This window comes from Halobacillus sp. B23F22_1, assembly GCF_043497005.1.
In the GTDB taxonomy this organism is placed as follows: domain Bacteria; phylum Bacillota; class Bacilli; order Bacillales; family Halobacillaceae; genus Halobacillus_A.
The window spans coordinates 160837-186541 of sequence record NZ_JBIEKE010000002.1; the positions used below are offsets into that span (position 1 = coordinate 160837).

At 39.7% G+C, this 25705-nt stretch carries 32 protein-coding genes and 1 other annotated feature; of the genes, 31 read left to right on the top strand and 1 reads right to left on the bottom strand.

Annotated features, from left to right (window positions below):
- Positions 1-174: 174 nt before the first annotated feature.
- From ACGTNH_RS08515 to yajC, 30 genes are all read left to right on the top strand, one after another.
- Positions 175-930 (top strand): prepilin peptidase, encoded by a 756-nt coding sequence (locus ACGTNH_RS08515; protein ID WP_394586305.1) that lies wholly within the window; start codon positions 175-177, stop codon positions 928-930.
- 163 nt (positions 931-1093) lie between these two features.
- Positions 1094-1927, top strand: coding sequence for a hypothetical protein (locus tag ACGTNH_RS08520; RefSeq protein ID WP_394586306.1), 834 nt, complete (start codon positions 1094-1096; stop codon positions 1925-1927).
- 190 nt (positions 1928-2117) lie between these two features.
- Positions 2118-2807, top strand: a complete 690-nt coding sequence (gene radC, locus ACGTNH_RS08525; RefSeq protein WP_394586307.1) for a RadC family protein — start codon at positions 2118-2120, stop codon at positions 2805-2807.
- A gap of 151 nt (positions 2808-2958) precedes the next feature.
- Positions 2959-3999, top strand: coding sequence for a rod shape-determining protein (locus ACGTNH_RS08530; RefSeq protein WP_394586308.1), 1041 nt, complete (start codon positions 2959-2961; stop codon positions 3997-3999).
- A gap of 12 nt (positions 4000-4011) precedes the next feature.
- Complete coding sequence (mreC, locus tag ACGTNH_RS08535) at positions 4012-4893, top strand: rod shape-determining protein MreC (protein WP_394586309.1); 882 nt, start codon at positions 4012-4014, stop codon at positions 4891-4893.
- Entirely contained in the window at positions 4890-5417 is a 528-nt protein-coding gene (gene mreD / locus ACGTNH_RS08540; RefSeq protein ID WP_394586310.1) for a rod shape-determining protein MreD, read from the top strand. Before mreC ends, mreD begins: the two co-directional genes overlap by 4 nt.
- Before the next feature lie 36 nt (positions 5418-5453).
- On the top strand, positions 5454-6140 hold the full coding sequence (gene minC, locus ACGTNH_RS08545) for a septum site-determining protein MinC (RefSeq protein WP_394586311.1): 687 nt from the start codon (positions 5454-5456) through the stop codon (positions 6138-6140).
- On the top strand, positions 6133-6930 hold the full coding sequence (minD, locus tag ACGTNH_RS08550) for a septum site-determining protein MinD (protein ID WP_394586312.1): 798 nt from the start codon (positions 6133-6135) through the stop codon (positions 6928-6930). The genes minC and minD overlap by 8 nt, the downstream gene beginning before the upstream one ends.
- Before the next feature lie 118 nt (positions 6931-7048).
- A complete protein-coding gene (locus ACGTNH_RS08555; protein ID WP_394586313.1) occupies positions 7049-7801 on the top strand; it encodes a peptidoglycan DD-metalloendopeptidase family protein in 753 nt (250 codons plus the stop codon).
- Positions 7788-8645, top strand: coding sequence for a site-2 protease family protein (locus tag ACGTNH_RS08560; RefSeq protein ID WP_394586314.1), 858 nt, complete (start codon positions 7788-7790; stop codon positions 8643-8645). The genes ACGTNH_RS08555 and ACGTNH_RS08560 overlap by 14 nt, the downstream gene beginning before the upstream one ends.
- Before the next feature lie 16 nt (positions 8646-8661).
- Positions 8662-10077 carry a ribonuclease E/G gene (locus ACGTNH_RS08565; protein WP_394586315.1) on the top strand — a complete coding sequence of 472 codons (1416 nt, stop codon included), beginning with the start codon at positions 8662-8664 and terminating at the stop codon, positions 10075-10077.
- Between the two features lie 35 nt (positions 10078-10112).
- Positions 10113-10185: a sequence feature (ribosomal protein L21 leader region), on the top strand.
- Between the two features lie 13 nt (positions 10186-10198).
- On the top strand, positions 10199-10507 hold the full coding sequence (rplU, locus tag ACGTNH_RS08570) for a 50S ribosomal protein L21 (protein WP_394586316.1): 309 nt from the start codon (positions 10199-10201) through the stop codon (positions 10505-10507).
- An 8-nt stretch (positions 10508-10515) separates the two neighbouring features.
- Positions 10516-10845, top strand: coding sequence for a ribosomal-processing cysteine protease Prp (locus tag ACGTNH_RS08575; RefSeq protein ID WP_394586317.1), 330 nt, complete (start codon positions 10516-10518; stop codon positions 10843-10845).
- A gap of 13 nt (positions 10846-10858) precedes the next feature.
- Positions 10859-11149: a 50S ribosomal protein L27 gene (rpmA, locus tag ACGTNH_RS08580; RefSeq protein ID WP_079530402.1), complete on the top strand. Its 291-nt coding sequence runs from the start codon at positions 10859-10861 to the stop codon at positions 11147-11149.
- Positions 11150-11294: 145 nt separating this feature from the next.
- A complete protein-coding gene (locus tag ACGTNH_RS08585; protein ID WP_394586318.1) occupies positions 11295-11810 on the top strand; it encodes a Spo0B domain-containing protein in 516 nt (171 codons plus the stop codon).
- A 13-nt stretch (positions 11811-11823) separates the two neighbouring features.
- The gene (gene obgE / locus ACGTNH_RS08590; protein WP_394586319.1) at positions 11824-13107 is read left to right on the top strand and encodes a GTPase ObgE; all 1284 of its coding nucleotides are present in this window, start codon (positions 11824-11826) and stop codon (positions 13105-13107) included.
- A gap of 14 nt (positions 13108-13121) precedes the next feature.
- Positions 13122-13571 (top strand): transcriptional regulator ThrR, encoded by a 450-nt coding sequence (thrR, locus tag ACGTNH_RS08595; RefSeq protein WP_188375574.1) that lies wholly within the window; start codon positions 13122-13124, stop codon positions 13569-13571.
- An 18-nt stretch (positions 13572-13589) separates the two neighbouring features.
- Entirely contained in the window at positions 13590-14456 is an 867-nt protein-coding gene (gene pheA / locus ACGTNH_RS08600; RefSeq protein ID WP_394586320.1) for a prephenate dehydratase, read from the top strand.
- A gap of 185 nt (positions 14457-14641) precedes the next feature.
- Positions 14642-15778, top strand: coding sequence for a SafA/ExsA family spore coat assembly protein (gene safA, locus ACGTNH_RS08605; protein WP_394586321.1), 1137 nt, complete (start codon positions 14642-14644; stop codon positions 15776-15778).
- Positions 15768-16730, top strand: a complete 963-nt coding sequence (locus ACGTNH_RS08610; RefSeq protein ID WP_394586322.1) for a phosphotransferase — start codon at positions 15768-15770, stop codon at positions 16728-16730. Before safA ends, ACGTNH_RS08610 begins: the two co-directional genes overlap by 11 nt.
- 34 nt (positions 16731-16764) lie before the next feature.
- The gene (nadE, locus tag ACGTNH_RS08615) at positions 16765-17502 is read left to right on the top strand and encodes an NAD(+) synthase (protein WP_394586323.1); all 738 of its coding nucleotides are present in this window, start codon (positions 16765-16767) and stop codon (positions 17500-17502) included.
- Between the two features lie 68 nt (positions 17503-17570).
- Entirely contained in the window at positions 17571-18131 is a 561-nt protein-coding gene (locus ACGTNH_RS08620; RefSeq protein ID WP_394586324.1) for a YhcN/YlaJ family sporulation lipoprotein, read from the top strand.
- A 79-nt stretch (positions 18132-18210) separates the two neighbouring features.
- Positions 18211-18963 carry a YebC/PmpR family DNA-binding transcriptional regulator gene (locus tag ACGTNH_RS08625; RefSeq protein WP_394586325.1) on the top strand — a complete coding sequence of 251 codons (753 nt, stop codon included), beginning with the start codon at positions 18211-18213 and terminating at the stop codon, positions 18961-18963.
- 74 nt (positions 18964-19037) lie between these two features.
- Positions 19038-19361: a BofC N-terminal domain-containing protein gene (locus ACGTNH_RS08630; RefSeq protein ID WP_394586326.1), complete on the top strand. Its 324-nt coding sequence runs from the start codon at positions 19038-19040 to the stop codon at positions 19359-19361.
- A gap of 120 nt (positions 19362-19481) precedes the next feature.
- The gene (gene ruvA / locus ACGTNH_RS08635) at positions 19482-20099 is read left to right on the top strand and encodes a Holliday junction branch migration protein RuvA (RefSeq protein ID WP_394586327.1); all 618 of its coding nucleotides are present in this window, start codon (positions 19482-19484) and stop codon (positions 20097-20099) included.
- Between the two features lie 19 nt (positions 20100-20118).
- The gene (ruvB, locus tag ACGTNH_RS08640) at positions 20119-21120 is read left to right on the top strand and encodes a Holliday junction branch migration DNA helicase RuvB (RefSeq protein WP_394586328.1); all 1002 of its coding nucleotides are present in this window, start codon (positions 20119-20121) and stop codon (positions 21118-21120) included.
- 5 nt (positions 21121-21125) lie between these two features.
- Positions 21126-21341 carry a DUF2905 domain-containing protein gene (locus tag ACGTNH_RS08645; protein ID WP_394587676.1) on the top strand — a complete coding sequence of 72 codons (216 nt, stop codon included), beginning with the start codon at positions 21126-21128 and terminating at the stop codon, positions 21339-21341.
- A complete protein-coding gene (queA, locus tag ACGTNH_RS08650) occupies positions 21331-22356 on the top strand; it encodes a tRNA preQ1(34) S-adenosylmethionine ribosyltransferase-isomerase QueA (RefSeq protein WP_394586329.1) in 1026 nt (341 codons plus the stop codon). Before ACGTNH_RS08645 ends, queA begins: the two co-directional genes overlap by 11 nt.
- Before the next feature lie 30 nt (positions 22357-22386).
- Positions 22387-23523, top strand: coding sequence for a tRNA guanosine(34) transglycosylase Tgt (tgt, locus tag ACGTNH_RS08655; RefSeq protein ID WP_394586330.1), 1137 nt, complete (start codon positions 22387-22389; stop codon positions 23521-23523).
- A gap of 14 nt (positions 23524-23537) precedes the next feature.
- Positions 23538-23801 (top strand): preprotein translocase subunit YajC, encoded by a 264-nt coding sequence (gene yajC / locus ACGTNH_RS08660; RefSeq protein ID WP_188375586.1) that lies wholly within the window; start codon positions 23538-23540, stop codon positions 23799-23801.
- 105 nt (positions 23802-23906) lie between these two features.
- Here the strand turns inward: yajC and ACGTNH_RS08665 are convergent, their stop codons facing one another.
- Positions 23907-24287, bottom strand: coding sequence for a TIGR04086 family membrane protein (locus ACGTNH_RS08665; RefSeq protein WP_394586331.1), 381 nt, complete (start codon positions 24285-24287; stop codon positions 23907-23909).
- Positions 24288-24411: 124 nt separating this feature from the next.
- On the opposite strand from ACGTNH_RS08665, the gene ACGTNH_RS08670 reads away from it, so the two are divergent.
- A complete protein-coding gene (locus ACGTNH_RS08670; RefSeq protein ID WP_394586332.1) occupies positions 24412-25701 on the top strand; it encodes an ArsB/NhaD family transporter in 1290 nt (429 codons plus the stop codon).
- The last annotated feature ends 4 nt before the right edge of the window (positions 25702-25705 follow it).

Sequence of the window (25705 nt, forward strand, 5' to 3'; positions counted from 1 at the left end):
TCAGCTGTACTTTCAAAGAAATGGAGTTTATGTTTTGAATATTAAGGATCTTTTAGAAGATTTTCCGACGATTAAGGGGGCAAATATTCGTCGTAAAACTAAAAAGATGAATAACTCCATTCAGGATAAGTATCTTGATCGGGTGATGTTCATCTATACAATGAGGGGTGAAACATGTCAATTTTTATGTCGTTATATATTTTTTTAATTGGTTTGATTTTTGGATCTTTTTATAATGTTGTTGGTTTGAGAGTTCCCAAAAGAGAACTTTTCAAACAAGAACGGTCTTATTGTCCAAATTGTCACCAAGCACTATGCTGGTATGAGCTTTTACCGATCTTTTCTTATCTTCTTCAAAAAGGACGCTGCCTCCATTGCCTGCAAAAAATTTCACCTCTTTATCCTCTTATGGAACTATTCAGTGGCTTAAGCTTTTCTTATAGTTACTGGGTTTTCGGGTTTCACCCTTCTCTTTTCCTCGCTTTATTGGTATTGTCCATGTTCCACATTATTATAGTAAGTGATTTACGGTATATGGTAATCCCTGATAAGGTATTGTTATTCTTCACCGTATTATTCATAGTTTACCGCTTCTTTTATCCAACTGTTCCGTGGTGGGGCTCATTATCGGGAGCACTGACAGGACTAATTGCGACAGCTGTTATTATAGCGATCAGCAAAGGGGGGATGGGAGGCGGAGATATGAAGTTGCTTGGAGTTATAGGATTAGCATTAGGAACAGAACTGCTGTTACTAACTTTCTTTCTCGCTATTTCTGTTGGCGCCATTGTAAATTTAATCCTGATCTTTTTTAAGGTGATATCAAGGAAGAGTCCTGTACCATTTGGTCCTTACATTGCAGTTGGAGGAGCAGCCGCCATTTTTCATGGATCTTTTCTTATAGATTGGTATCTCAATCGTTTCTTTTAAGCTATTTGTTATTAATTTTCCCTTGTAGGATTTCCATCCTGAAAGACTTGTAATGCAAGTCTTTTTTTGTGGAATAATTGTCGAAGGGCTACTGACAAATTTCAACGTCCTTTTCCTATAAGCTGTGGTACGTTGTATAAAAGTAAAGGAGGGGAAGCGACCATTGGCTGAAAAAAATAATAAAATAGTTATTTCCTATAATAAAAATAAAGAGACTGAACAGGAAATAGTACAAGCAAAAAAAGAACAAGCTGCTGCGGATGTGAAAGAATTAAAACAGTCGGGCAAACTCGACTCATACTCCAAAGTATATAAATTACCTTCATTCCGTAAAAGGTTAACTCCTTATTCTTTTAAACGCGTAAGTTTATCGGTGATAACAGCTATAATCGTGAGTTTTGCACTTGGTTTTATTTTATTGAAACTATTTGTATCGGTAACTGAAGAGACATCTCCACCAGTGGAAAGTATGTCAGGGGGACAAGTCCAAAGTACAACTGCCGAAATAGTACAGATAGATATGCCAAGCCTTGAATCAGAAGTAGTTCAGAGCGGAGTTTTTACGAATAAGGAGACAGCGGAAGAATGGAAAGGAAAGTTAGAAGAACAGTCGGTTCCATCGATGGTATGGAAGAAGGATGAACAATTCTTTCTATTATCTGGAAGCGAAGATGCTGAATCAAATATAGCCCAGGTAGCTGATGAGTTGGCAGCAGAAGACATTCCTACATATCGGAAATCGTGGGAAGTATCTGGAGGACCATTAGAAATACCTGAGTCGCAGCTATCTGCAATAGAGAACTTGCTTTCTCATTTGCAGAATCATACGTTACACACTGTTCCGATTGAAGAGCGGGAGAAGTTGCTAAGCGGATGGGAAAATTCAAGTGCGGGAAATGAGCAGTTTGAAAAGGCTCTCCAAGCGTGGGTGAGCGATACGGAAAATGGGATGAGCTGGCTGTATATAGCTCATTCACTAGAATCTTTAAAAAACTAACTATTTTTGTTTTATATCGTAATGAAAACATGTAAAACAAAAAAATTTCCTATAAAGAAATGCTTTATTATTTAATTACTAACTCTTATTATAAAAAAGTCTGTGCTCTCTGAAACCTCAGATTTTTAATAAACTGTTAATACCTCTATTAAATGATTGAGGAATTTAACAGGAAGGAAGCGAATCATCAATGTCTCCAACAAGTATAATGATTCGAGATGTCCCAAAAGAAGATCGGCCCAGGGAACGTTTAGTGAAATATGGCGCGCACAATTTATCCAATCAAGAACTCTTAGCAATTCTTCTTGGAAGTGGATCAAAAAAAGAGTCGGTTACTTCACTGGCTCAGCATATTCTTATTCATTTTGAGGGAATTATGCTATTAAAAGATGCGACGATTGAGGAGTTAACTGCGATTAAGGGAATAGGTGCTGCCAAGGCTGTTTTGTTGCTTTCGGCAATTGAATTTGGAAAAAGACTGCAGCAAATGAAGCCTGTAGAAAAGTATGTAATTCGTAGCCCAGAGGATGGAGCAGATTTTGTAATGGAAGAAATGAGAGATTTAAAACAAGAACACTTCGTGTGCCTTTTTCTAAATACGAAGAATCAAGTGCTGCACCGGCAAACAGTTTTTATAGGCAGTCTGAATGCATCGATTGTACACCCTCGCGAAGTTTTCAAAGAAGCGGTGAAACGTTCCGCCGCTTCGATTATATGTGCCCATAACCACCCCTCGGGGGACCCTTCTCCATCACAAGAAGATATTCAAGTTACGCAAAGATTAAGTGAGTGCGGTAAAATGATAGGGATTGAATTGCTTGATCACTTAGTTATCGGTGATCGGAAATTCATTTCTCTCAAAGAAAAAGGATATCTATAACACTATCTATTTTTTATTATTTTTCGTATAATTGAATAGATGAAAAAAATCAAGCGCCATTTATAAGGCTTATCTTATAATATGGCGCTTCTTCTCATGATATATTGACTATTGAATTCAACATGAATGTGTAGGAGAAAGGAAGATATTATTGGGTCTATTTGGTTTTTCGCAAGATTTAGGGATCGATTTAGGAACAGCAAATACACTAGTATTTTTAAGAAATAAAGGTGTTATTCTAAGAGAGCCGTCTGTGGTAGCTAAAAACAACCAAACAGGTGATATTGAAGCAGTGGGTAATGATGCAAGAAACATGATTGGGCGTACCCCGAACTACATATCCGTTATTCGTCCTATGAAAGATGGGGTCATTGCAGACTATGACACAACAGCACAAATGATGAAATATTACATTAAGCAGGCTTTACGCAATCGTTCCTCTTTTGCAAGCAAACCTAATGTTATGGTGTGTGTACCTTCAGGTATTACGATGGTCGAGGAAAGAGCTGTTATTGATGCAACTAAGCAGGCAGGGGCAAAAGAAGCTTTTCCCATTGCCGAACCTTTTGCAGCAGCCATTGGAGCCGGTTTACCTGTGTGGGAGCCTACAGGAAGTATGGTTGTTGATGTTGGTGGAGGAACAACTGAAGTAGCAATTATTTCACTAGGGGGAATTGTCACTAGCCAATCGATTCGAGTGGCAGGCGACGAGATGGATGATGCAATCATTCAACACGTACGTAAGCAGTATAACTTGATGATTGGTGAGCGAACTGCTGAAGAGATCAAATTTGAAGTCGGCGGTGCTGGAAAGATAGACGTGAATGAAACAATGGAAATACGTGGGCGTGACCTTCTTAGTGGTCTCCCAAAAACAATTGAGATCCATGCGGAAGAAATCGTTCGAGCGTTAAAAGATACCGTTGATTCTATTGTGGAAACGGTCAAAAATACATTAGAGAAGACACCTCCAGAGCTTTCAGCAGATATTATGGAACGAGGCATAGTGCTTAACGGCGGTGGAGCACTTCTGAAACATCTTGATCGTGTTATAAGTGAAGAAACGAACATGCCGGTATTCATTGCGGATGAACCTCTTGATTGTGTAGCTATTGGGACTGGAAAATCACTCGAATATATTCAGCACTTCAAGTCTCAACCTAACGTTGCCACCCGACCGAAAACGGATTAAGGAGTCTTTTGTATGCCCTCTTTGTTTCGAAGAAAAGGACTTATGACCGTATTAATTGGATTTATTATTTTAGTAACCCTTATTGGTTATTCTACGAGGGAGCGCAGTGAGTTATCCGTGCCAGAAAAGTTTCTTCAAGATTCTGTAGGGTGGGTGCAAACTGTCTTCCATTCACCTGTACAACTAGTAGATAATGCATATCAAAATATACAGAACATGTTAAATGTATATGAACAAAATGAAGTATTGAAAACCCGGTTAGATGAATACAAAGGTCTTATTCAAGAGAATCAGCAATTAATCAAGGACAACCGTGATCTACGAGCTACATTAGAAAAAACAGAATCAATGAGTGATTATACACCTATTCAAGGAACGGTTATTGCCCGCAGTTCCGATCGTTGGTTTGAACAAATGACGATTAATAAAGGAGAAGAGCATGGTGTAGAGAAAGATATGGCGGTCATTACAAGTGAAGGTATGGTAGGTAAAATACAATCTGCTGGAGCTTTCCATTCCAATGTCCAGCTTCTTAGTGGATTTGATGAATCTAATAAAATTTCTTCCTGGGTTGTAAGAGAAGATGAAGACAACGCATTTGGATTAATCGAAGGATATGATAGTGAAAGCGGCAGATTACTGCTTGAAGGAATTAATCTAGATGAGGAGTTGGAAGAAGGCGATGTGGTAATGTCTACTGGGCTCGGAGGGGTCTTTCCAAGTGATTTACGGATTGGAACTGTAGACGAAGTACAAAATGATCGTTCAGGATTAACGAAGACGGCTTATGTAGAACCCTTTGCAGATTTGTTTGACATTAGTCATGTAATGGTAGTAAATCGAGATATGCAGACTGTTAGTGAAGAAGAGCAAGAAGAAGGCGATGACCAATGATTAGGTTTTGGATATCCATATTCCTCGTCATACTGCTTGTTCTGCAAGGCATGGCAATGAGCCTCTTACCCGCGAGAATTGTATATTCAGAACTGCTGGTTACTCCTCACTGGGTTTTATGTTTAATTATGCTAATTGCTATATTCTTTGATAAAGATGAAACATACCACTGTGTATGGTACGGCCTTCTATTCGGCCTGCTTATTGATGTGGTATATACGGGAGTATTAGGTGTTTACATGGTAACGTACGCTAGTGTAGCCTACGTTACCCATGGTCTTAAGAAGTGGTTTCATGCTAATTTTACTGCTTCCTTGCTGTTGGCAATTTTCGGCGTAGCTTTAGCAGATGCGATTTTATATGTGATTTACTCGTTTGTCGAAGTTACAAGCATGGCTTGGGGGGACTATATAACTTTACGACTTCTCCCTACTGTCTTAGCGAATGCTATCTTTTTCTTATTGCTATATCCTTTGTTGAAAAATCGAGTAGAACAATGGTCAGATCGCTGGCAGAGTGCGTAATGATGTATAAATGTGCAGAGTTTGAGGTGAAGCCTTATGTCGGCTAATAGTCAAGTGGTGACTATAAAAGGGACTAGAGATGGTCTGACTCTTCAGTTAAATGATCAATGTTCCTATGAGTCTATCTTACAAGATTTAGAAGAGAAACTTTCTGTTAGTGGTATTGATGACAATCAACCGATGATCCGAGTTACCATTCAATTAGGAAATCGATTCTTAACCAAAGACCAGCAAGAAACGTTAAGAAAGATTGTTCGAGAGAAGCAAAAGTTGGTTGTTGATCAAATCGAATCTAATGTTATAACGAAAGATGAAGCATTATCATGGAAAGAGAATACAGAAGTTACGCCAATAACAAAAACTATTCGCTCTGGGCAAGTGATTGAAGTGAAGGGTGACTTGCTATTATTGGGTGATATAAATCCAGGAGGAAAGGCTATTGCTTCTGGAAACATCTTTATATTAGGTCATTTGCGAGGTATCGCTCATGCCGGCTCTCAGGGTAACGAAGAAGCTGTGATTGCAGCTTCTTATATGAAGCCTAATCAACTGAGAATTGCAGATCAAATCTCAAGAGCTCCTGATCAAGATTCGGATGGTCTATATATTGAATGTGGATTTGTAGATAAACAGAATGAGGCTATTAGGATTGCTCCCCTTCAGGACGTCCTGAAACAGAAGCCTGATTTAGTGAGTTTTGAAAGGAGAATGCTTAATGGGTGAAGCCATCGTTATTACATCTGGAAAGGGTGGCGTAGGTAAAACGACCACAACAGCGAATTTAGGTACAGCCTTAGCATTACAAAATAAAAAGGTGTGTCTCGTGGATACGGATATAGGACTGCGCAATCTAGATGTAGTTATGGGGCTTGAGAACCGGATAATTTATGACATCGTGGATGTTGTGGAAGAACGCTGTAAAACAAAACAGGCGCTCATTACTGATAAACGATTTGATTGTCTTCACTTATTGCCTGCTGCCCAAACTTCTGACAAAACTTCAGTGACACCTGAAGCTGTTAAGCAGATTATTGATGAGCTAAAAAAAGAATACGATTATGTGGTGATCGACTGCCCGGCAGGTATAGAACAAGGATATAAAAATGCTGTTGCTGGAGCAGACAAGGCTGTAGTAGTTACTACGCCTGAGAAGTCCAGTGTGAGAGATGCCGATCGTATTATCGGCTTGTTAGAACAAGAAGATCTTGAGCCACCTAAATTAGTGATTAACCGAATTAGGAATCATATGATGAAATCAGGTGAAATGATGGATGTTGATGAAATCGTCAACATTTTATCAATCGATTTGTTAGGGATTGTAGTCGATGACGATGCTGTAATCAAAGGGGCTAATAATGGGGAACCTGTGGCTTTTACACCAGATACAAAAGCTTCACTTGCCTATCGTAATATAGCTAGAAGAATTTTAGGGGAGTCAGTTCCTCTATTAAAATTAGAAGAAGACCTGGGTCTTTTAGCAAAAGTGAAGAAGTTTTTCGGGATGCGTGCTTAACTTTGCTGCGAACTGAGTTCGCAGTTTTTTTGTCTTTTCATTCTTCCCTAAGCCTAATCATAATCTTTACTCTCTCACCATAGATTAGTAAAAACGGGCGAAGAGAGAAGGGGTTAAATTGAGGAAGAACATTGATAATGTGAGAAAAAATATTGCAGATCGAAAACGGAAGAAAGTCATTCATTCAGTCCACCATAAGAAGAGCCCCGTGTTTTCTGCTCCTCAAGATGAAGAAATGCATGGATATCCTCCACTAGTAGTCACTGAAAAATTGAACAGCAATTCTAAGAAAACGTCATCAATTATTCGTGTACAAGCTTTTGCTTCTATTTTATTTTTTGTAGCTGTTTTGGTAAGTGAGCAATCGTCTATAGCTATTGCTGAAAAGCCAAGACAATGGGTGTCGTCTCAGTTGCAGGAAGAATTTCCATTTGCTAAAGTAACCGCCTGGTATAGTGATCGTTTTGGAGGAGCATTACAGCTGGTAGAATCTAATAATAGTGAGAGTACTGAAGAGACCGCATTACCAGTAAATGGCGTAGTCACTCAGCCATTTGAACTTCATGGACGCGGAGTCATTATGAGTACGGACCAGGGAGAACAAGTGAAAGCGGTAAAAGGGGGAACTGTTATTTTTGCTGGAAACGACCCAGAAACAGATAAGACTATCATTATCCAGCACGAAGATGACTCAAACACAATCTATGGATATCTCTCGACCATTGATGTGCATTTATATGAGCATATCCCTTCCCAGGAAACAATCGGCACACTGGATAATAAAGAAGAAAATGAATTTTTCTTTGCTGTTGAGAAAGACAAGCAATACTTAGACCCGATTGAAGTGATAAAAGTCGATGAAGGCTCTTAGAATCAATCAGTCTATTCACGTTCACCCACTTTTCTTTCTGCTGGCTTTATCTGCTATGTTAACGGGCGCTATTTACGAATTTATTATTCTTTTTAGCATTGTGGCCATCCATGAGATGGGACATTATATCACTGCCCGTGCTTATGGCTGGCGTGTTTCTCATATTGAGTTTTGGCTTCTTGGAGGTAAGGTTGTGAGTGAAGAACACACGACTCGTCCCGTAAAGGAACAGGTGAATGTGACACTGGCAGGACCACTTCAGCATGTCTGGATATTTATTCTTCTTCAAGTTCTTACAGTAATTATTGGTCCACACCCCTTGCTTTCCGTTGCCTTTACTTACAATAGCATTATCTTACTGCTTAATCTTATACCTGTATGGCCTTTAGATGGGGGAAAGTTATTATTTTATGCATTATGTCAGCGTATGAGCTTTAAGCAAAGTTTAAGGCTGTCGCTTTTCATCTCAATGACCAGCTTATTGATTTGTCTAGTATGGTTGATGACAAGTGAAAGAATGACGTTAGCTGGAACATTACTTGCAGGTTTTTTACTTTTAGAAAATATATTAGAGTGGAAGCGTCAAATGTACGTATTTATGCGGTATATTGTACATTGCTTAGAACGAGACGTTTCTAATATGAAAGTAAAATATTTAAACGTTCACCCTAAAACGACAATTTACGCTGCTATTAAAAACATAAGATCTAATCGTCATCATTATTATGTGTTGAAACAGGGCGAAGGTTTATATATAGTAGATGAACAGGAATGTCTCTATTATTTTCTAAGGAAAAGTCAAGCAAAGCTTTGCTTAAAAGACATTGCTGATTATCCAAAGTGAAGAGGATGACTTACTATTGAGAACAATAGCTATACATACAAAAACTAGCGAAAAGGTCGGGCTTGTTATTGATAATGGTCAATTAATCGAATACATGGCGACACGCCCGGAGGCCTCTCAGCTTTCGGGTTCTATTTTTAAAGGGACCGTTAAAACAATTCACAAAAGCATGCAGGCTGCGTTTGTTGATATTGGGGAATCAAGACAAGCTTTTTTAAAGAAAGAATTAATTCCCTGGGGCAGAAAGACAATAGAGAATTCGATAACTGAAGGCCAAAGCCTTTACGTTCAAGTGACCAAAGAACCGATCGACAGCAAAGGAGCACAAGTAACAGCAGATCTTACCCTGCCAGGCTTGTTCACTATTTATCAACCGTATGGCAAGAAAGTCTCCGTATCCAGAAAGATAGAAAAGCATCAGGCTGCTCACTTGAAGGAACAAGTAAGTAACTTCCTCGAGGAAGGCGAAGGGGCGATCCTACGTACAAATGCAGCGGATACAGACCTTTCTTTGATAAAAGGAGAACTGAAAAGGTTAAAAAGTGAATGGAACTCCTTAAACGATCGTAAAAAACCCGGGGTAATGTGGAGGGATGATGTTCTTCTTAATCAACTAATACGTAAATATGCTAATGGCAGTGATGAGGTTGTTGTTGACGACAGTGAGATTAGCCAGTTTTTAAAGAAACGTTTCCCTTACATGGAAAATAAAATTAAATGGCGCAAGAATATGGCGCAGTATACAAATCATTCAATTAATGAACTTCAGGATCTATTAACGAAGAGAACAATTACAACGGATGAAGGGGTTCAACTCGTTTTTGATAAAACCGAGGCGATGACAGTAGTGGACGTAAATAGTCATAGATATATGGACAGGAGCTTGTCCAGTGATGATCCTCTTAAAGTCAATAAGCGTGCTGCTTCTGAAATTGCTAAACAAGTTAGACTGCGTAATGAATCAGGAATGATCTTGATCGATTTTATTTCCATGAAAAGTTCAGCACATAATCAAGAGCTACTCCAATGGCTGCGACAAGAAATAAAAAAAGACCCTATTACTTGTAAAGTACATGGAATGACAAAACTGGGCTTAGTTGAAATGACTCGTACCCGGCAGCTGCCAAGTGTACATGCTCAGTTGCTTCAACTACCTGAGACAAAATATAATCTTCCTACCCTATGGTACCGTTTAGAGCGTTATTTAATGAGTCAGGAACACCAGGAAGCCGTTCTCGTATCAGTAAGTCCTGACCTGTATAACCTGAAAAAACAATTGCTTTTAGAGCCGATTTCTAGTAAAATTCCACAGGAGCTGTTTGTTAGACAGAATGATCATTTAACTGGCTGGCAAATTGAGCTTGAAGGGTCGCTTGACATTATACGAGAAGCGGCGCACAGGCGCGGGTATAATGTTGACAAACTGTTTTGATCTGTGGTAACATCATTATGTTATTCAAGTAGCACTCCATGCTACAACCGCACAGAACAGGTTTACTAAACCGGAGACGGTACCTGGATGGCGAGTCTGAGTAAATTGAGGAGGTGCAAGTATGTACGCAATTATTGAAACTGGTGGTAAGCAAATTAAAGTTCAAGAAGGTCAGGAGATCTACGTAGAGAAAGTAAACGTAGAAGCTGGCGAGACAGTAACTTTTGACAAAGTTCTTTTCGTGGGTGGAGATGACACTAAAGTTGGTGTTCCATTCGTAGACGGTGCTTCCGTTACGGCTAAAGTTGAAAAACAAGGTCGTCAGAAGAAGCTGACTGTTTTTAAATATAAGCCGAAGAAGAACTACAAACGCAAACAAGGTCACCGTCAACCGTATACAAAGCTTGTTGTTGAAAGCATCAAGGCGTAAGCGAGACGATGATTAACGTATCGATGTATCGCTCACAAGGTCATTTAAGTGGATTTGAAATTTCAGGACATGCAGAAAGTGGACCTTATGGTTATGACTTAGTATGTGCTGCGGTTTCAGCGGTTTCATTCGGAGCTGTGAATGCCATCATAAGCCTTTGTGATATTGAACCTGTCATTACTCAAGGCGGTGAAGGAGGATATTTACAAGTCAAACTCCCGCTTCACCTAGAGCAGGAAGCTTTAATAAATGCCCGATTGCTTCTTGAAGGAATGCTGGTTTCCTTACAATCCATCGAGAATGAATATCACGAATATATAAAAATTACTAACATGTAAGGAGGTGGGACACATGCTACGTCTAGATCTTCAGTTTTTTGCCTCTAAAAAAGGTGTAAGTAGTACGAAGAACGGCCGTGATTCTGAGTCTAAGCGTCTTGGAGCTAAGCGTGCCGACGGTCAATCTGTCACAGGCGGATCTATCCTTTATCGTCAACGCGGTACCAAAGTGTATCCTGGCGAGAACGTTGGACGCGGAGGAGACGACACTTTGTTTGCTAAAGTAGACGGTGTTGTTAAGTTCGAACGTTATGGTCGTAACCGTAAAAAAGTTAGCGTTTATCCTGTAGCTCAGGAAGCGTAATATTTTACGTATGATAGTCATACAAAAATGTAAGCCGCGCTATGCCATTGCATATGCGCGGCTTATTTATTTAACACTCATTTCAGTTTCCCGCCAATTTTGCTATACTTTTGTTAGTATGGCAAGCTAAGGGGAGCTGGTTGTTGTGGAAATTAAAGAGATCCTTCATATCTTAAGGCATAAGCGTCATGACTGGATGAATCAAATCCAACTACTACAAGGGTATGCTTCTATGGATAAAATGGAGCGTGTGAAAGAGCAACTTTATCAAATTATCGAACAGTCTGAGCATGAGAGACGGTTATTGAATAGTGGAGCAGAGAATTTCACGCTTTGGCTGCTTACATTTAATTGGAGTCATAGTCACTATCAACTCACATATCTGCTGGACGGGGATGTTGATTTATCAAGTCATGACGATCAACTAACAGCTTATGCTGAGAAGGTCATAACGGTTTTGAATGAACATAGCTCATCTGATGAACTCTATGAAGGGTTCATTCATTTTTTAAAAACTAAAGAAAAGTTTGAAATAAATTGGAGCTGGACTGGTGAATTTAAAGATACAGCAGATTTAGCTGATAAACTCACAAATGATGAAGGAATGACTGTTTTTGTCGACCACCATCATGAACTGAAAATTAACTGTAAGCTAGAGTAAAGAGGTGGAAAATATGTTTGTCGATCAGGTTAAAGTATTTGTAAAAGGCGGCGATGGAGGAAATGGACTCGTTGCCTATCGACGTGAGAAATATGTTCCTATGGGGGGACCCGCCGGAGGCGACGGTGGGAATGGCGGCGATGTTATATTTGAAGTAGATGAAGGTCTGAATACGTTGATGGATTTTCGCTACCAGCATCATTTTAAAGCGAAACGCGGGGAAAATGGAATGAACCAGAAGCAGCATGGTAAAAATGCTTCCCCACTAATTGTAAGTGTGCCTCCAGGTACAACAGTGAAAGATACTGAAACAGGAAGAGTACTTGCTGATTTAACTGAGCATAGACAGCAAGCTATAATTGCTAAAGGAGGTAGAGGCGGACGTGGAAATGCTCGATTTGCCACTGCTAGAAATCCAGCTCCAGAAATCGCAGAAAATGGAGAACCTGGCGAGGAGTTAGATGTTCAGGTAGAGCTTAAGCTGTTAGCAGATGTTGGTCTTGTGGGTTTCCCTAGTGTAGGTAAATCAACATTTCTTTCAACTGTGACCGCTGCAAAACCTAAAATTGCCGATTACCATTTTACTACATTATCCCCTAACTTAGGTGTAGTAGAAAGTCAAGATCACCGCAGTTTTGTCATGGCCGACCTCCCGGGCTTAATCGAAGGTGCGCATGAGGGTGTAGGGTTAGGACATCAATTTTTACGACATGTGGAAAGGACACGTCTCCTTCTGCATGTAATTGATATGTCCGGATTAGAAGGACGTGACCCATATGAAGACTATGTAACAATAAACAATGAACTGTCTTCTTACGATGAACGATTAACTCGACGTCCGCAAATTATTGTGGCAAATAAAATGGATTTACCTGAAGCTGATAAGTATTTAGAAGCGTTTAAACAGAAAGCAGACGAAGACATTACGATCTACCCTATTTCAACAGCGACTCGAACAGGGATTGATGAACTTCTATATGCGGTAGCTGATAAACTTGATGAACTTCCTAAACAGGATACCGAAGAAATTGAGGAAATTGAAGAAAGAGTAATCTATAAATACGAGAAAGAAGAAGCACCGTTTAAAATTTCAAGAGCTGATGACGGAGCCTATGTGCTCTATGGTGAAAAAATCGAATCAGTCTTTAGAAAAACGGACTTCTCACGTGATCAATCCATCAATCGATTTGCTCGTCAAATGCGCGGCATGGGTGTCGATGAAGAGCTTAGAAAACGAGGAGCCAAAGATGGCGATACGGTGAGATTGCTCGATTATGAATTTGAATTTGTTGATTAATGAGGTGCTAAGTGATGGCGGATTATAATGAGAAGTTTTATTTAGTCCGTAGTGATATACTGCCTGAAGCAATGAAGAAAACGATTGATGCGAAAGCGCTTATTGAACGAGGGAAGGCTATTTCTATTTTTGAAGCGGTGCAGGAAGTAGGTCTTTCTAGAAGTGCTTTTTATAAATATAGGGATGCAGTCTTTCCATTTCAAGCAATGGTTAAAGAACAAATGATAACATTGTTTTTTCATTTAGAGGATAGAACAGGAACGTTGTCTAATTTATTAATAGCAGTAGCTGAGTCAGGCTGTAACGTGCTAACTATTCACCAGACGATACCTTTACAAGGGAAAGCAAATGTTACACTATCTTTAAATACAACTGGTATGATATATTCAATTGAACAATTACTACAAAGGCTTCATAAATTGGACTTTGTCGATCGAGTAGAGATACTTAGTTCTGGGGCTTAGAAAGAAGGAGTTACACATATGCAACGAGTAGGTTATTTGGGGCCTAAAGGTACCTTTACGAAAATGGCAGTAGACGCTTTATTTGAGCAGGGCTCATTTGTTAGCTTTGACAGTATCCCCGCTTGCTTGGATGCAGTAGAGCGAGGGGAAATTGATACGGGTGTTGTTCCATTAGAAAACGCGATAGAAGGTTCCGTTCATTTGACGATTGACTATTTAATTCATCAAGTGGATCAATCCGTCATTGCTGAGTTGACCGTTCCTATTCGTCAGCACTTACTCGTACATCCCGATTATAACGGTGAAGCACTCACCCATATTTATTCGCATAGTCATGCTATTGCGCAATGTCATCAATATCTATATAAAAATTATCCTAATACAGAACTATCTTACACGGCTTCGACTGGCAGAGCAGCGGAAATAGTTGTAGAAAAAGGAGTCCAGGTGGCTGCTATTGGGAACCACCTGGCGGCTGAAGAAAATGGATTAAATATTTTAACCCCAAATATTCATGATTATGACAATAACCATACACGCTTTGCAGTTGTTCAAAAAACCAAAAGAAAGCTTGAAGTAAAAGACCATCCAATCGCAACACAAAAAACCACCGTAATGGTCACTTTGCCGAAAGACTTCGTTGGAGCGCTTCACCAAGTACTTGCAGCCTTCGCGTGGAGGAAAATGAACTTATCTAAAATTGAATCCCGTCCTATGAAAACAGGGTTAGGAAATTATTTCTTTCTAATTGATGTCGACCAGCCGTATGATGATGTTTTATTTCCCGGCGTTAAAGCTGAGCTTGAAGCGTTAGGCTGTAAGTTAAAGCTTTTAGGTACTTACCCTAGCTACCAAATAGAAATTCCATCACCAGTTTGCCAATAGTAAATAAAAAACAGAGTTTAGGATTTCCTAAACTCTGTTTTTTTATTCGTCAAATATGAATAGGGATACTATTAATATAGAAAAACATCAGGCTCATTTATCATTCTTTTCCTCGTCTATGCATAAAGTGTTAGGAAACGATTATGCTCTTATACTTTGTAGATCATAGGAAAGGAGTTGCAATTGTGAGAATTCACGTTGTGCAAAAAGGTGATACGTTGTGGAAAATTTCAAAAAAATATGGGGTGGACTTTGAGGAATTAAAGTCAGTGAACTCTCAATTATCTAATCCTGATATGATCATGCCGGGGATGAAGATTAAAGTTCCTCAAGGAAAAAAACAAGTAAAAAAAGAAGCACCAAAGAAAGAAGCCCCTAAAAAAGAAATGCCAATGAAGGAAATGCCTAAAAAAGAAATGCCTAAAAAAGAGACGCCAAAGAAAGAGATGCCTAAAAAAGAAATGCCGAAACCAAAACCTGCACCAAAGCCGATGCCTCAGATCAAAGAGGACGAAAAAATGCCGAAGCCTGCTCCAATAATGGAAAAGCCAATGATGCCGATTCAAATGAATATGCCAATTCAAATGCCTATGGACCAGCACATGCAAAATTATTATACTACTTTCCACTTGCCTCAAATGCCTATGCCGGAAAAAGGAAAACCAAAAGGAAAGATAAAAGGGAAAGCTAAAGAGCAAATAAAGGCTAAGGAGAATGTAAAAGCAAAACAAATGGAAGAAGTGCATGAGGAAAGTACGGAATACTACCAGCCTAAACACGAAAACCAGCCTCATGCTCAAGCACTTCCATATTGTCCTCCAATGCATATGCCGTATCATTCGAGCCCATGGGATTATTTCTGGTGCCCTCCTTACCCTGTAATGGGGATGCATCATCAGCCAATGAACCAACCAATGAACCAGCCAATGAATTACCCTATGCCCAATCATCCAATGGTTAACCATCCTATGATGCACCAACCAATGGGTAATCAACCGATGATGCATCATCCAATGGGTAACCAGCCAATGCCATATGTTCAAGGGATGCATAATGAGGAGTCGTCACCCGAGTATATGATGGGTGAAGGAGAGGGAGACTGCGGGTGTGGAGCGAAGAAGCCTATGAATGAGTATATGAGCTTTGAAAACCAGCCCAATCCCCAAATGATGGCACCTAATATGAATGGTTGGTATCCTCACCCCATGATGAATGGGAATGATCAAATGAGAGGCTTTTTCACACAACCTGTCCAACAGCCACCAGTGCATAACTGGCAAGAAAACGAATCGTGGCAGGATGATGATGGAGATGACACCTAACTTAAATAAAGGCGATTCTTACACGGATCGCCTTTTTAAATGGTTGGGGAATAGAAAAGACTTACATGTTAAGAAAATGGTTGAGATAAAACCAAAAATTTATAAAATTTGGGTAGGGGATCGGTGCTATTTATTAAAGGGTTATCGTCGCTCTAATATTTTATTGCAGCAAATAGATTTTTTTCAAAATTGGAATCATGCTAGTGAATTAGCTGCTAGACCATCTAAATTTCCTACTGGAGAAAAGAGCGTTAGTAAGCTTGGGTGTGAGTGGGGATTATTTGAATGGATTGAAGGGCGACATGCAGATTTTAATGAAAAAGAAGATCGGTTGAAAGTTTATAGTTGTTTGAGGAAATTCCACCGCACCTCTGAGGGCATAGAAATGATGTCAATACCTAGAGATCCTCTTTATATTAAATGGGAACGCCGCTTGGAACAGTTTAAGACGACACAAGAGATATTTATTAGTTATAATAAAAAAACCTTTTTTGAAGAGGTTTATACGACAACAGAACGCCTGCTCTATGCATTTTCACTTTTTCAATGGGGAGAGATGGAGAGGGACGCCTGGGAAAAGCACCAGTGGCTGCATGGAGATGTCGCCCATCATAACTTCATTGTTGATACCAGTAACCGAGTGAAAATGATAGACTTTGACCTTCTTCATGTGGGGCCTAAGGTATATGACGAAATTCAGTTAGCCCATCGTTTTCTGCCTTTTCTTGAGGATAAAAAGACTTCTTTTTTTAAACTCTTCCACCAAGTAGAATTTCCGCAAATCTGGTTGAGCGGCATATTAGTGCCAGCTGATTTAATTCGGGAGTGGTTATACGGTTATAATAAGTATAGAAGAGGTGATGGCTCGCTTTCCAGCCATTTAGATAAATTTGAAGAAGCATGGCTGCGTCGGAAACCGTTTGTCCGGTATACAGAATTCATGCTAAGATAAATACTATCTTAAGTGTGAAAGGATGAACATTCAGGTGGAGCAAAAAGTTGATAAAATCGTGCAGTGGTTGAGAATGCAAGCCGAGCAAGCAAATGTTGATGGACTTTTAGTAGGTGTAAGTGGAGGCATTGACTCAGCAGTAGTAGCTCATTTAATAAAGCGTGCATACCCTGAACATTCGTTAGGAGTTATTATGCCATGTAAAAGTAATCCAGAAGATCAAGACCACGCGCAAAAAGTAATAGATTCTTGTGATATTCAATCGATGGTGGTGGATCTTACAGAAACTCATGACGTTATGTTTCGGAACATAGTCAAACAATTAAAGTTAAATGAAGCGTATAACGATGAACAAGAAAAAATAGCTGATGCAAATCTGCGAGCCCGCCTAAGAATGAGTACCCTTTACACGGTAGCTACAAATCATCGTTATTTAGTTGTGGGCACGGATAATGCAGCTGAATGGTATACAGGCTACTTTACTAAGTTTGGTGATGGGGGAGTTGATTTAGTACCCCTGGTAAATTTAACTAAAGGTGAAGTTCGTGAGATGGCTCAGTTCTTAGGAGTACCAGATGAAATTGTAAATAAAAAGCCTAGCGCTGGGTTGTGGGAAGGCCAAACAGACGAAAATGAAATGGGTACCAGTTATGATATGATTGATCGTCATTTAAAAGGGGAGAGCATACCTGATAAAGACCGGAAGATCATTGAATCCATGCATAAACGTACAGCTCATAAACGTAATATTGCTCCTGGTCCGCCGCGATAAATCCCTAAAATTAACAGACTAAAACATTCTCCTTTTTCACATAGTATGGAAAAAGGAGAATGTTTTTTATGTATTATAAAGTGACAATTTTTATTGGTTTCGTTATGCTGGTTAGTGCTTGTGGCAATGATATTCCTGATAAAGCTAATGAAAGTCAAGGGGAAGAATTGTATCAGCCCATAGAGTATACGGAGGATGACGGAAAAAAGGAAGGCAGCCAAATTCCGACGGGAGAAGATCAATACTTTAAACGGACGAGTCAAGATGAAATGAGAGAAACTAAATATTCTAAAACCAATCGTTCGCATGATAATGCATTTAATAACGAAGAGTCGATGGCTATTACTCAAGAGGTTAACGAACTTAAAGAAATTACAATGACACAGGCTTTTACGAATGGAGAAAAAGCGTATGTTGCGGTAATGGTAAATCCATATGACTGGCGAGATGATGATATTGAGGAGAAAGTATTAGAAAAAGCTCAGGCTGTTACCGATCTACCAGTGGTCGTTTATACAAACATTAACTCTTGGGAGAAAAAGAAAGATGTTAATGCCAGAAAAGCTGCAGATGAAACTCCTGATAAAGTAAGAGAGCGTATTAGAGACTTTTTTAAAGAGAATGAGTAGAACGATACCCATTTAATTTGGAATGATTTATGTGGTATATTGAGAAAGGAAAAGAATTGCTCCAAGGGAGGAGATACCTATGGCTGGTCATTCCAAATGGAATAATATTAAGCGTCGTAAAGGCGCTCAAGATGCAAAAAAAGGTAAACTGTTTATGAAACACGCCCGAGAAATATTTATGGCGGCCAGAGAAAGCGGCGGAGATCCGGAAATGAATGCAAACCTCCGTATAGCTGTAGATAAAGCAAAATCAAATAATATGCCCAATGATAATATTGACCGGGCCATTAAAAAAGCAACAGGAGATCTTGATGGGGTGAATTACGAAGAATTCATCTATGAAGGGTATGGGCCTGGCGGTGTTGCAGTAATGGTGAAAGTGTTAACGGATAATAAGAACCGTACGGCAGCAGAAGTTCGCCATGCATTTAATAAGAATGACGGCAACCTTGGGGAAAATGGTTGTGTAGCATTTATGTTTAACCGTAAAGGTTATTTAGTCATCGATCGTACAAGTACAGAAATTGATGAAGAGGAATTACTTTTAGAGGTCATTGAAGCAGGCGGTGAAGAATTAGAATCTAGGGAAGATCAATTCGAAATCTTTACTGCTCCTGAAGATTTTAGTGAAGTGAAATCCGTTTTAGAAGATAATGAGCATACATTTGAGACTGCAGAAGTAACAATGTTCCCTACTACTTATACGCATGTAGATGAAGAGGTTGTCTCCAAAATGCTTACTCTAATTGATATGCTTGAAGATAATGATGATGTTCAAGAGGTGTATCACAATCTAGATGCCGATGAAGAAGTATTAGAGAAACTATCATAATGTAATACCTCTTATAAAAGCTGTTGTTTCTGAGCATACTAGAGACAACAGCTTCTTTATGAGGAGGTAAAATTGTGTACACTATTTGGATGACAATTATTATGATCATAGGTATGGCTCTTCAGCCGGCTTCGGCCAATATAGAGAAGGATGCCAGCCATCATAGTTATGCCAGTTCTTCAACTTTTAATAAAGCTATTCCAGCCTTTGCGTATTTAGAGCCATTAGAATTAAAAGTTATTCTTAAAACGTATGACCAGGAAGAATTAATAGATACCAAGGTGAAAAGTGAAAAGATATGGGCAATGGAGGATTTTTGGACTCAATATGATGGCTGGGTTGTAGAAGAGCAGAGAATCGGTGAAATTGTTTTTCAACGCCAACTTGAACGCACGTGAAAAGTAGAAAACCGCTGAAAGATGGCGGTTTTTTTCTATGGGTTCGTGCTTATGCGAACATGTGCTTGTGTGTTACAATGAAATGTAGATTATTAATTCGAAAATAGAGGGGAATGCACCATGATCGCCTATATAAAAGGGAATGTAACATCAATTGACGAAGAAGCAATTGCGATTGAAACGCAGGGAGTGGGCTACGAAATCTTATGTGCGAATCCATTTAGCTTTCAATCAGACTTACATAAAGAGATTAAAGTTCATACGTATCATTACGTAAGAGAAGACCAACAACTTCTGTTCGGCTTTAAGAAAAAGGAAGACAAGTTGTTATTTGCTAAACTGTTGAACGTGTCAGGAATTGGACCTAAAGGAGCTCTCGCAATCTTAGGCAGTGTCAGTGTGCCAGAGTTTGTTTCTGCAATAGAACAAGAAGATGATAAATATTTAACGAGGTTTCCTGGAGTAGGAAAAAAAACAGCCCGCCAAATGATTTTAGATTTAAAAGGCAAGCTGATCGTATGGCTGCCTGATGAGCAAAATGAACAAACGATCTTCTTCGAAGAGGCTGGATCAGATAAGCAGAAAAGAGAGTATATTGATGAAGCACTGGAAGCATTGAAAGCCTTAGGCTATTCGGATAAAGAGCTTAAAACGGTTAAGCCTGAACTAGTCAAAGCAAATCACAGTAGTGTGGATGATTATATCAGGCAGGGTTTACAGTTACTAATGAAAGTATAATGGAAAGGAGGTATAAAGAATGGAAGACCGGATGATCTCTGGAGAACAACAAGAGACGGAACGGGATATAGAGTTGAGTTTACGCCCAGAATGGCTGCGTCAATATATTGGGCAAGATAAAACGAAAGAGAATCTGCACATTTTCATTGAAGCGGCTAAGATGCGCGAAGAACCTTTAGATCATACACTTTTGTACGGGCCGCCTGGCTTGGGTAAGACGACGCTCGCTTCGATTATTGCGAATGAGATGAATGTACAATTTCGAACAACAGCCGGCCCAGCTATCGAACGTGCGGGAGATTTAGCTGCTATTCTTTCCTCCCTGGAGGCTGGAGATGTACTCTTTATTGATGAAATTCATCGGTTGCCGCGTTCAGTGGAAGAGATATTATACCCCGCGATGGAGGACTTTTGCTTAGATATTGTAGTGGGGACGGGTCCAAGTGCTCGGTCGGTCAGACTGGATCTGCCGCCATTTACTTTAGTGGGTGCTACTACTCGTGCAGGGCTGCTTTCCGCACCATTAAGAGACCGTTTTGGTGTACACAGCCGATTAGATTACTATGACACTAAAGCACTGTGTGCCATTGTAGAAAGAACAGCAGATATTTTTCATATTGGAATAGATAGTGAAGCGGCTGCTGAAGTCGCTCGCCGCTCAAGAGGCACCCCGAGGATTGCGAATCGCTTGCTTAAACGAGTGAGGGATATTGCACAAGTACGAGGAGAATCGGTTATTTCAAATGATACAACACAAACAGCTCTAAAAATGCTGCAAGTGGATGGAGAAGGCTTAGATCACATTGATCATAAGTTTCTTTTAGCCATTATCGACAGCTTCAGGGGAGGCCCTGTCGGTCTTGATACGATTTCTGCTACCATAGGTGAAGAATCTCAAACCATCGAGGATGTATATGAGCCATTTCTGCTGCAAACCGGCTTCATTCAGCGTACTCCTCGAGGGAGAGTCGTCACTCCTAAAGCATACGCACACTTTAACCGGGAGGTGCCGAGCTCTTGACGGGCATGGGTAAAGTCTTTATTGTAATAGGGGTTGTATTTATTGTTATCGGTTTAATATGGAGTTTGTTTGGCAAACTACCTGGGGATGTTAGTTTTAAGAAGGGGCCAGTGACGGTATATTTTCCAATTATGACTTCCATTATAGTAAGTGTTGTGTTGACACTTATTTTTTTAGTAAAATGCGATAGAGCAAGAATAGGAGCTTCACATGGATATTAATGCATATGATTTTCATTTACCAGAGGAATTAATTGCTCAAGTTCCTTTGAAGGATCGAACTTCTTCTAAGCTTATGGTACTTGATCGTGAGAAAAAAAATATAGAGCACCAACGTTTTTCGGACATTACAAATTATCTGCAAAAGGGAGATTGTCTTGTTCTTAATGACACTCGTGTTCTTCCAGCAAGGCTATATGGTGCCAAAGAAGACACGGACGGAAAAATTGAAGTTCTACTTCTGCATCAAACATCAGGTGATGAATGGGAAGTACTTGTAAAGCCGGCAAAAAAAGTGAAAAAAGGCACTCGAATTGTTTTTGGAAATGGACAGCTTGTTGCTGAATGCACAGAAATTCAAGAGCATGGAGGTCGAAAAGTTATATTCTCATATGATGGGATTTTTCTCGAAGTTTTGGAATCTTTAGGAGAGATGCCGCTTCCTCCATATATAAAAGAACAATTATCCGATCAGGAGAGGTATCAAACGGTTTATGCAAGGGAGGAAGGGTCTGCTGCTGCGCCTACAGCAGGTTTGCACTTTACGAACGAGCTGATTGAAGAGCTTGAAAAAAAAGGGGTGGAAATGGTTTATTTGACATTGCACGTGGGGCTTGGAACGTTCCGCCCAGTGAGTGTCGATAATGTTGAGGAACACGAAATGCACGCTGAGTTCTATCAGTTAAGTGATGAATCAGCGAAAAAATTAAATAAAATTAGGAAAAACAACGGTCGAATCATTTCTGTAGGAACCACCTCTACTAGGACGTTAGAGACGATCGTACGTGATCATGGGAAATTTAAGGAAGCCAGCGGATGGACAGATATTTTTATTTATCCACCTTATCAGTTGCAGGCAATCGATGGACTAATTACAAACTTTCATTTACCAAAATCTACCCTGATTATGCTAGTCAGTGCGTTTGCTGGGCGGGACTTTATACTTGATGCTTACCAAAAAGCCGTTGACGAAAGTTACAGGTTCTTTAGTTTTGGCGATGCAATGTTTATTTTTTAATGAGATGGCTTGTAAGAAAGGAACGAAAACATGGCAATTACTTATGAATTAATAAAAACTTGTAAACAGACTGGAGCGAGACTTGGGCGAGTTCACACCCCTCACGGGTCCTTTGAAACACCAATGTTTATGCCTGTTGGCACGCTGGCTACTGTTAAAACTATGAGTCCTGAGGAACTAGACCAAATGGGTGCACAAATTATTTTATCGAATACGTACCATCTATGGCTCAGACCAGGAGAGGACATTGTAGAGGAAGCAGGCGGACTTCATAAATTTATGAATTGGAATGGGTCTATCCTTACTGATTCGGGCGGTTTTCAAGTCTTCAGTTTGAGTGACCTAAGGCAAATTGAAGAGGAAGGGGTGCACTTTAGAAACCACATTAGTGGAGAGAAGTTGTTCCTATCCCCGGAGAAAGCAATGGGTATACAAAACTCTTTAGGTGCAGATATAATGATGGCTTTTGATGAGTGTCCTCCTTATCCTGCTGAATATGACTATATGAAAAAGTCGGTTGAACGAACAAGCCGCTGGGCTGAACGTTGTTTAGAAGGTCACAAACGTCCTAATGATCAAGGGTTATTTGGAATTGTGCAGGGTGGAGAGTATGAAGAACTGCGTCGTCAAAGCGCAATAGACTTAACATCCATGGATTTCCCCGGGTATGCCATTGGAGGCCTCTCAGTAGGTGAACCAAAAGATGTGATGAATAAAGTACTTGATTTTACAACACCGCTTCTACCAGATCACAAGCCAAGATATCTTATGGGCGTAGGTTCACCGGACTCTCTTATAGATGGTTCTGTAAGAGGGATTGATATGTTTGATTGTGTGTTGCCAACGAGAATTGCGCGGAATGGAACGCTTATGACTTCAGAAGGAAGATTAGTGGTTCGAAATGCCAAGTTCGCCCGCGATTTCCGCCCGATCGATGAGAATTGTAATTGCCATACATGCCGCAATTACAGCCGGGCTTATATCCGTCATTTAGTAAAAGCGAATGAAACGTTTGGTTTTAGGCTTACTACTTATCATAACCTTCATTTTCTGTTAAAATTAATGGGGCGAGTTCGTGAAGCCATTAGAGAAGATCGACTCGGGGACTTTAGAGAAGAATTCTTTGAACAGTATGGTTTCAACAAACCAAACGCAAAGAACTTTTAGAAAGGGGGATACGAATGGACACATTATTAGGGTTATTACCGATTATTTTAATGTTTGTCATTTTCTATTTCTTGCTAATCCGGCCACAGCAAAAGAAACAAAAGCAAGTTCAGAATATGCAGTCGGAGTTGCAAAAGGGAGATAGAGTTATCACAATTGGAGGCCTGCACGGCACGATTCACGCTATTGATGAAGGTACTTTAATCGTTAGCGTACAGGATGGCTCTCAGCTTAAATTTGACCGTTCTTCAGTTAGAGAGAAGCTGAACCAGGACTAAGGATAATGCGAGTAAGGTCTGTCCTTACAAGAGACAGACCTCAGCTTATCTACATATTTTGTTAGAAAAACCCTTCTGCTGGGTTTTTTTATTTGTTCTTTTTTACTATTGTGTACTTCTGTTTGGCATGTTGACTCCAATCATGCCTCCAAGCGAAGCAGCTAAGAGCAGCCCTCCAAAGTAACTCAGCTGGGCAACAGAGACCCAGCGGTTCTCAAAGATAATTTGAAACAACATAATAATGACAATAAACACGATTCCAGTTAGCAGACCTGTCAGCCACCCTTTCTTCTGTCCTTTATATGCTGCCAATAATCCTCCAAAAGCGAGGATAGTTAAGCCAGCTATTAAAGAAATTTGATTTAAGGTGTCTGTATCCATAGCGGTAAACCGCAGCAAGCTGGCTAAAATCGCTGAGAATAGAATCATTAAAATGAAAATGGAACCGACCCCATACCCAAGAACTCCTTGCAAAAAAGTTTTCATTTCGTCCGCCCCCTTATTTAGCCTGTTTTCCTAACTATATGCAACAACATAAAGAGGATAGAAGTAGATATTTAGACGAGCTTTTGAATAGATATAAAAAAAGCACGTTTAATGGGGGAGATTTATGACCACTTTGCTTACAATCATTATTTTCTTAATAAGTTATTGTTTGCTTATGGTAGAAAAATGGAACAGAGCTACTGTTGCATTAACGGGAGGGGTGCTTCTTCTAATATGCAATGTGTATGAATGGGAGGAAGCATTTGGTTTTATTGATTGGGATACGATTGCTTTGCTGTTTTCGATGATGGTCTTAGTATCGATTACGAAAAAGACAGGGATTTTTACTTACGTTGCTATTCGGCTTGCTCAGTTAGTAAAAGGTCGGCCAGTTCCGCTGCTCATTGTCTCAGCTTTGTTTACAGCGCTGGGCTCTGCTCTTCTTGATAATGTGACGACAGTACTTTTATTTGTTCCCGTTCTACTATCATTAGTAAAACAACTACAACTACCTTCCTTTCCTTATCTCGTTACTACGATATTTGCTTCAAATATAGGGGGAGCAGCGACACTAATAGGAGATCCGCCTAATATAATGATCGGACAGGCTGTGGAACATTTTACATTTTTATCCTTTCTTAATAATATGGGTCCAGTTGTTTTGCTTGTTTTTACTGTAACGTTAATCATCCTTATTTTAATTTTTAAAAATCAATTGCATTACAATGAAAAATTAGCTTTAGATTTTATGAAAAAAGATGCTAATGAGCATTTAGAGAAGAATCAACTGTTGGTGCGATCCCTCTCTGTTCTTTTTTTAACGATCGCAGGATTTATGCTTCATCCCTTTATACACATGGATATTACTACTATAGCTGTTAGTGGGGCGTTATTACTTCTATTCACTACTGATCATCTTCTCGACGTAGAACATGTATTTCAAGAAGTGGAATGGGTTACACTATTCTTCTTTATGGGACTATTTATGTTAGTGGGAGGGTTACAAACTGTAGGATTGATAGATGAGTTAGCTCGGGCGATGGTGTGGGTCTCTGACGGAGATTTACCGTTTACTTCTATGCTGATGTTATGGAGTTCAGGTATTCTCTCTGGTGTAGTAGACAATATACCATTTGTTGCTGCAATGATCCCAGTTGTTCAAGAGCTTCAAGGTTATGGAATGATGAATGTTGATCCAATTTGGTGGTCTTTAGCCTTAGGTGCCTGTTTAGGAGGGAACGGCACGCTAATAGGTGCTTCAGCAAATGTAGTAGTAGCAGGGCTTGCGGCGAGCTACAAAGAACCAATCCCATTTCTTAAATTTGCGCTATATGGCATACCCATTCTTATTTTATCGTTATGTATTTGTACGCTTTATATTTTCTTAAGATATTTAATTCCATTTTTATCATAGAAAT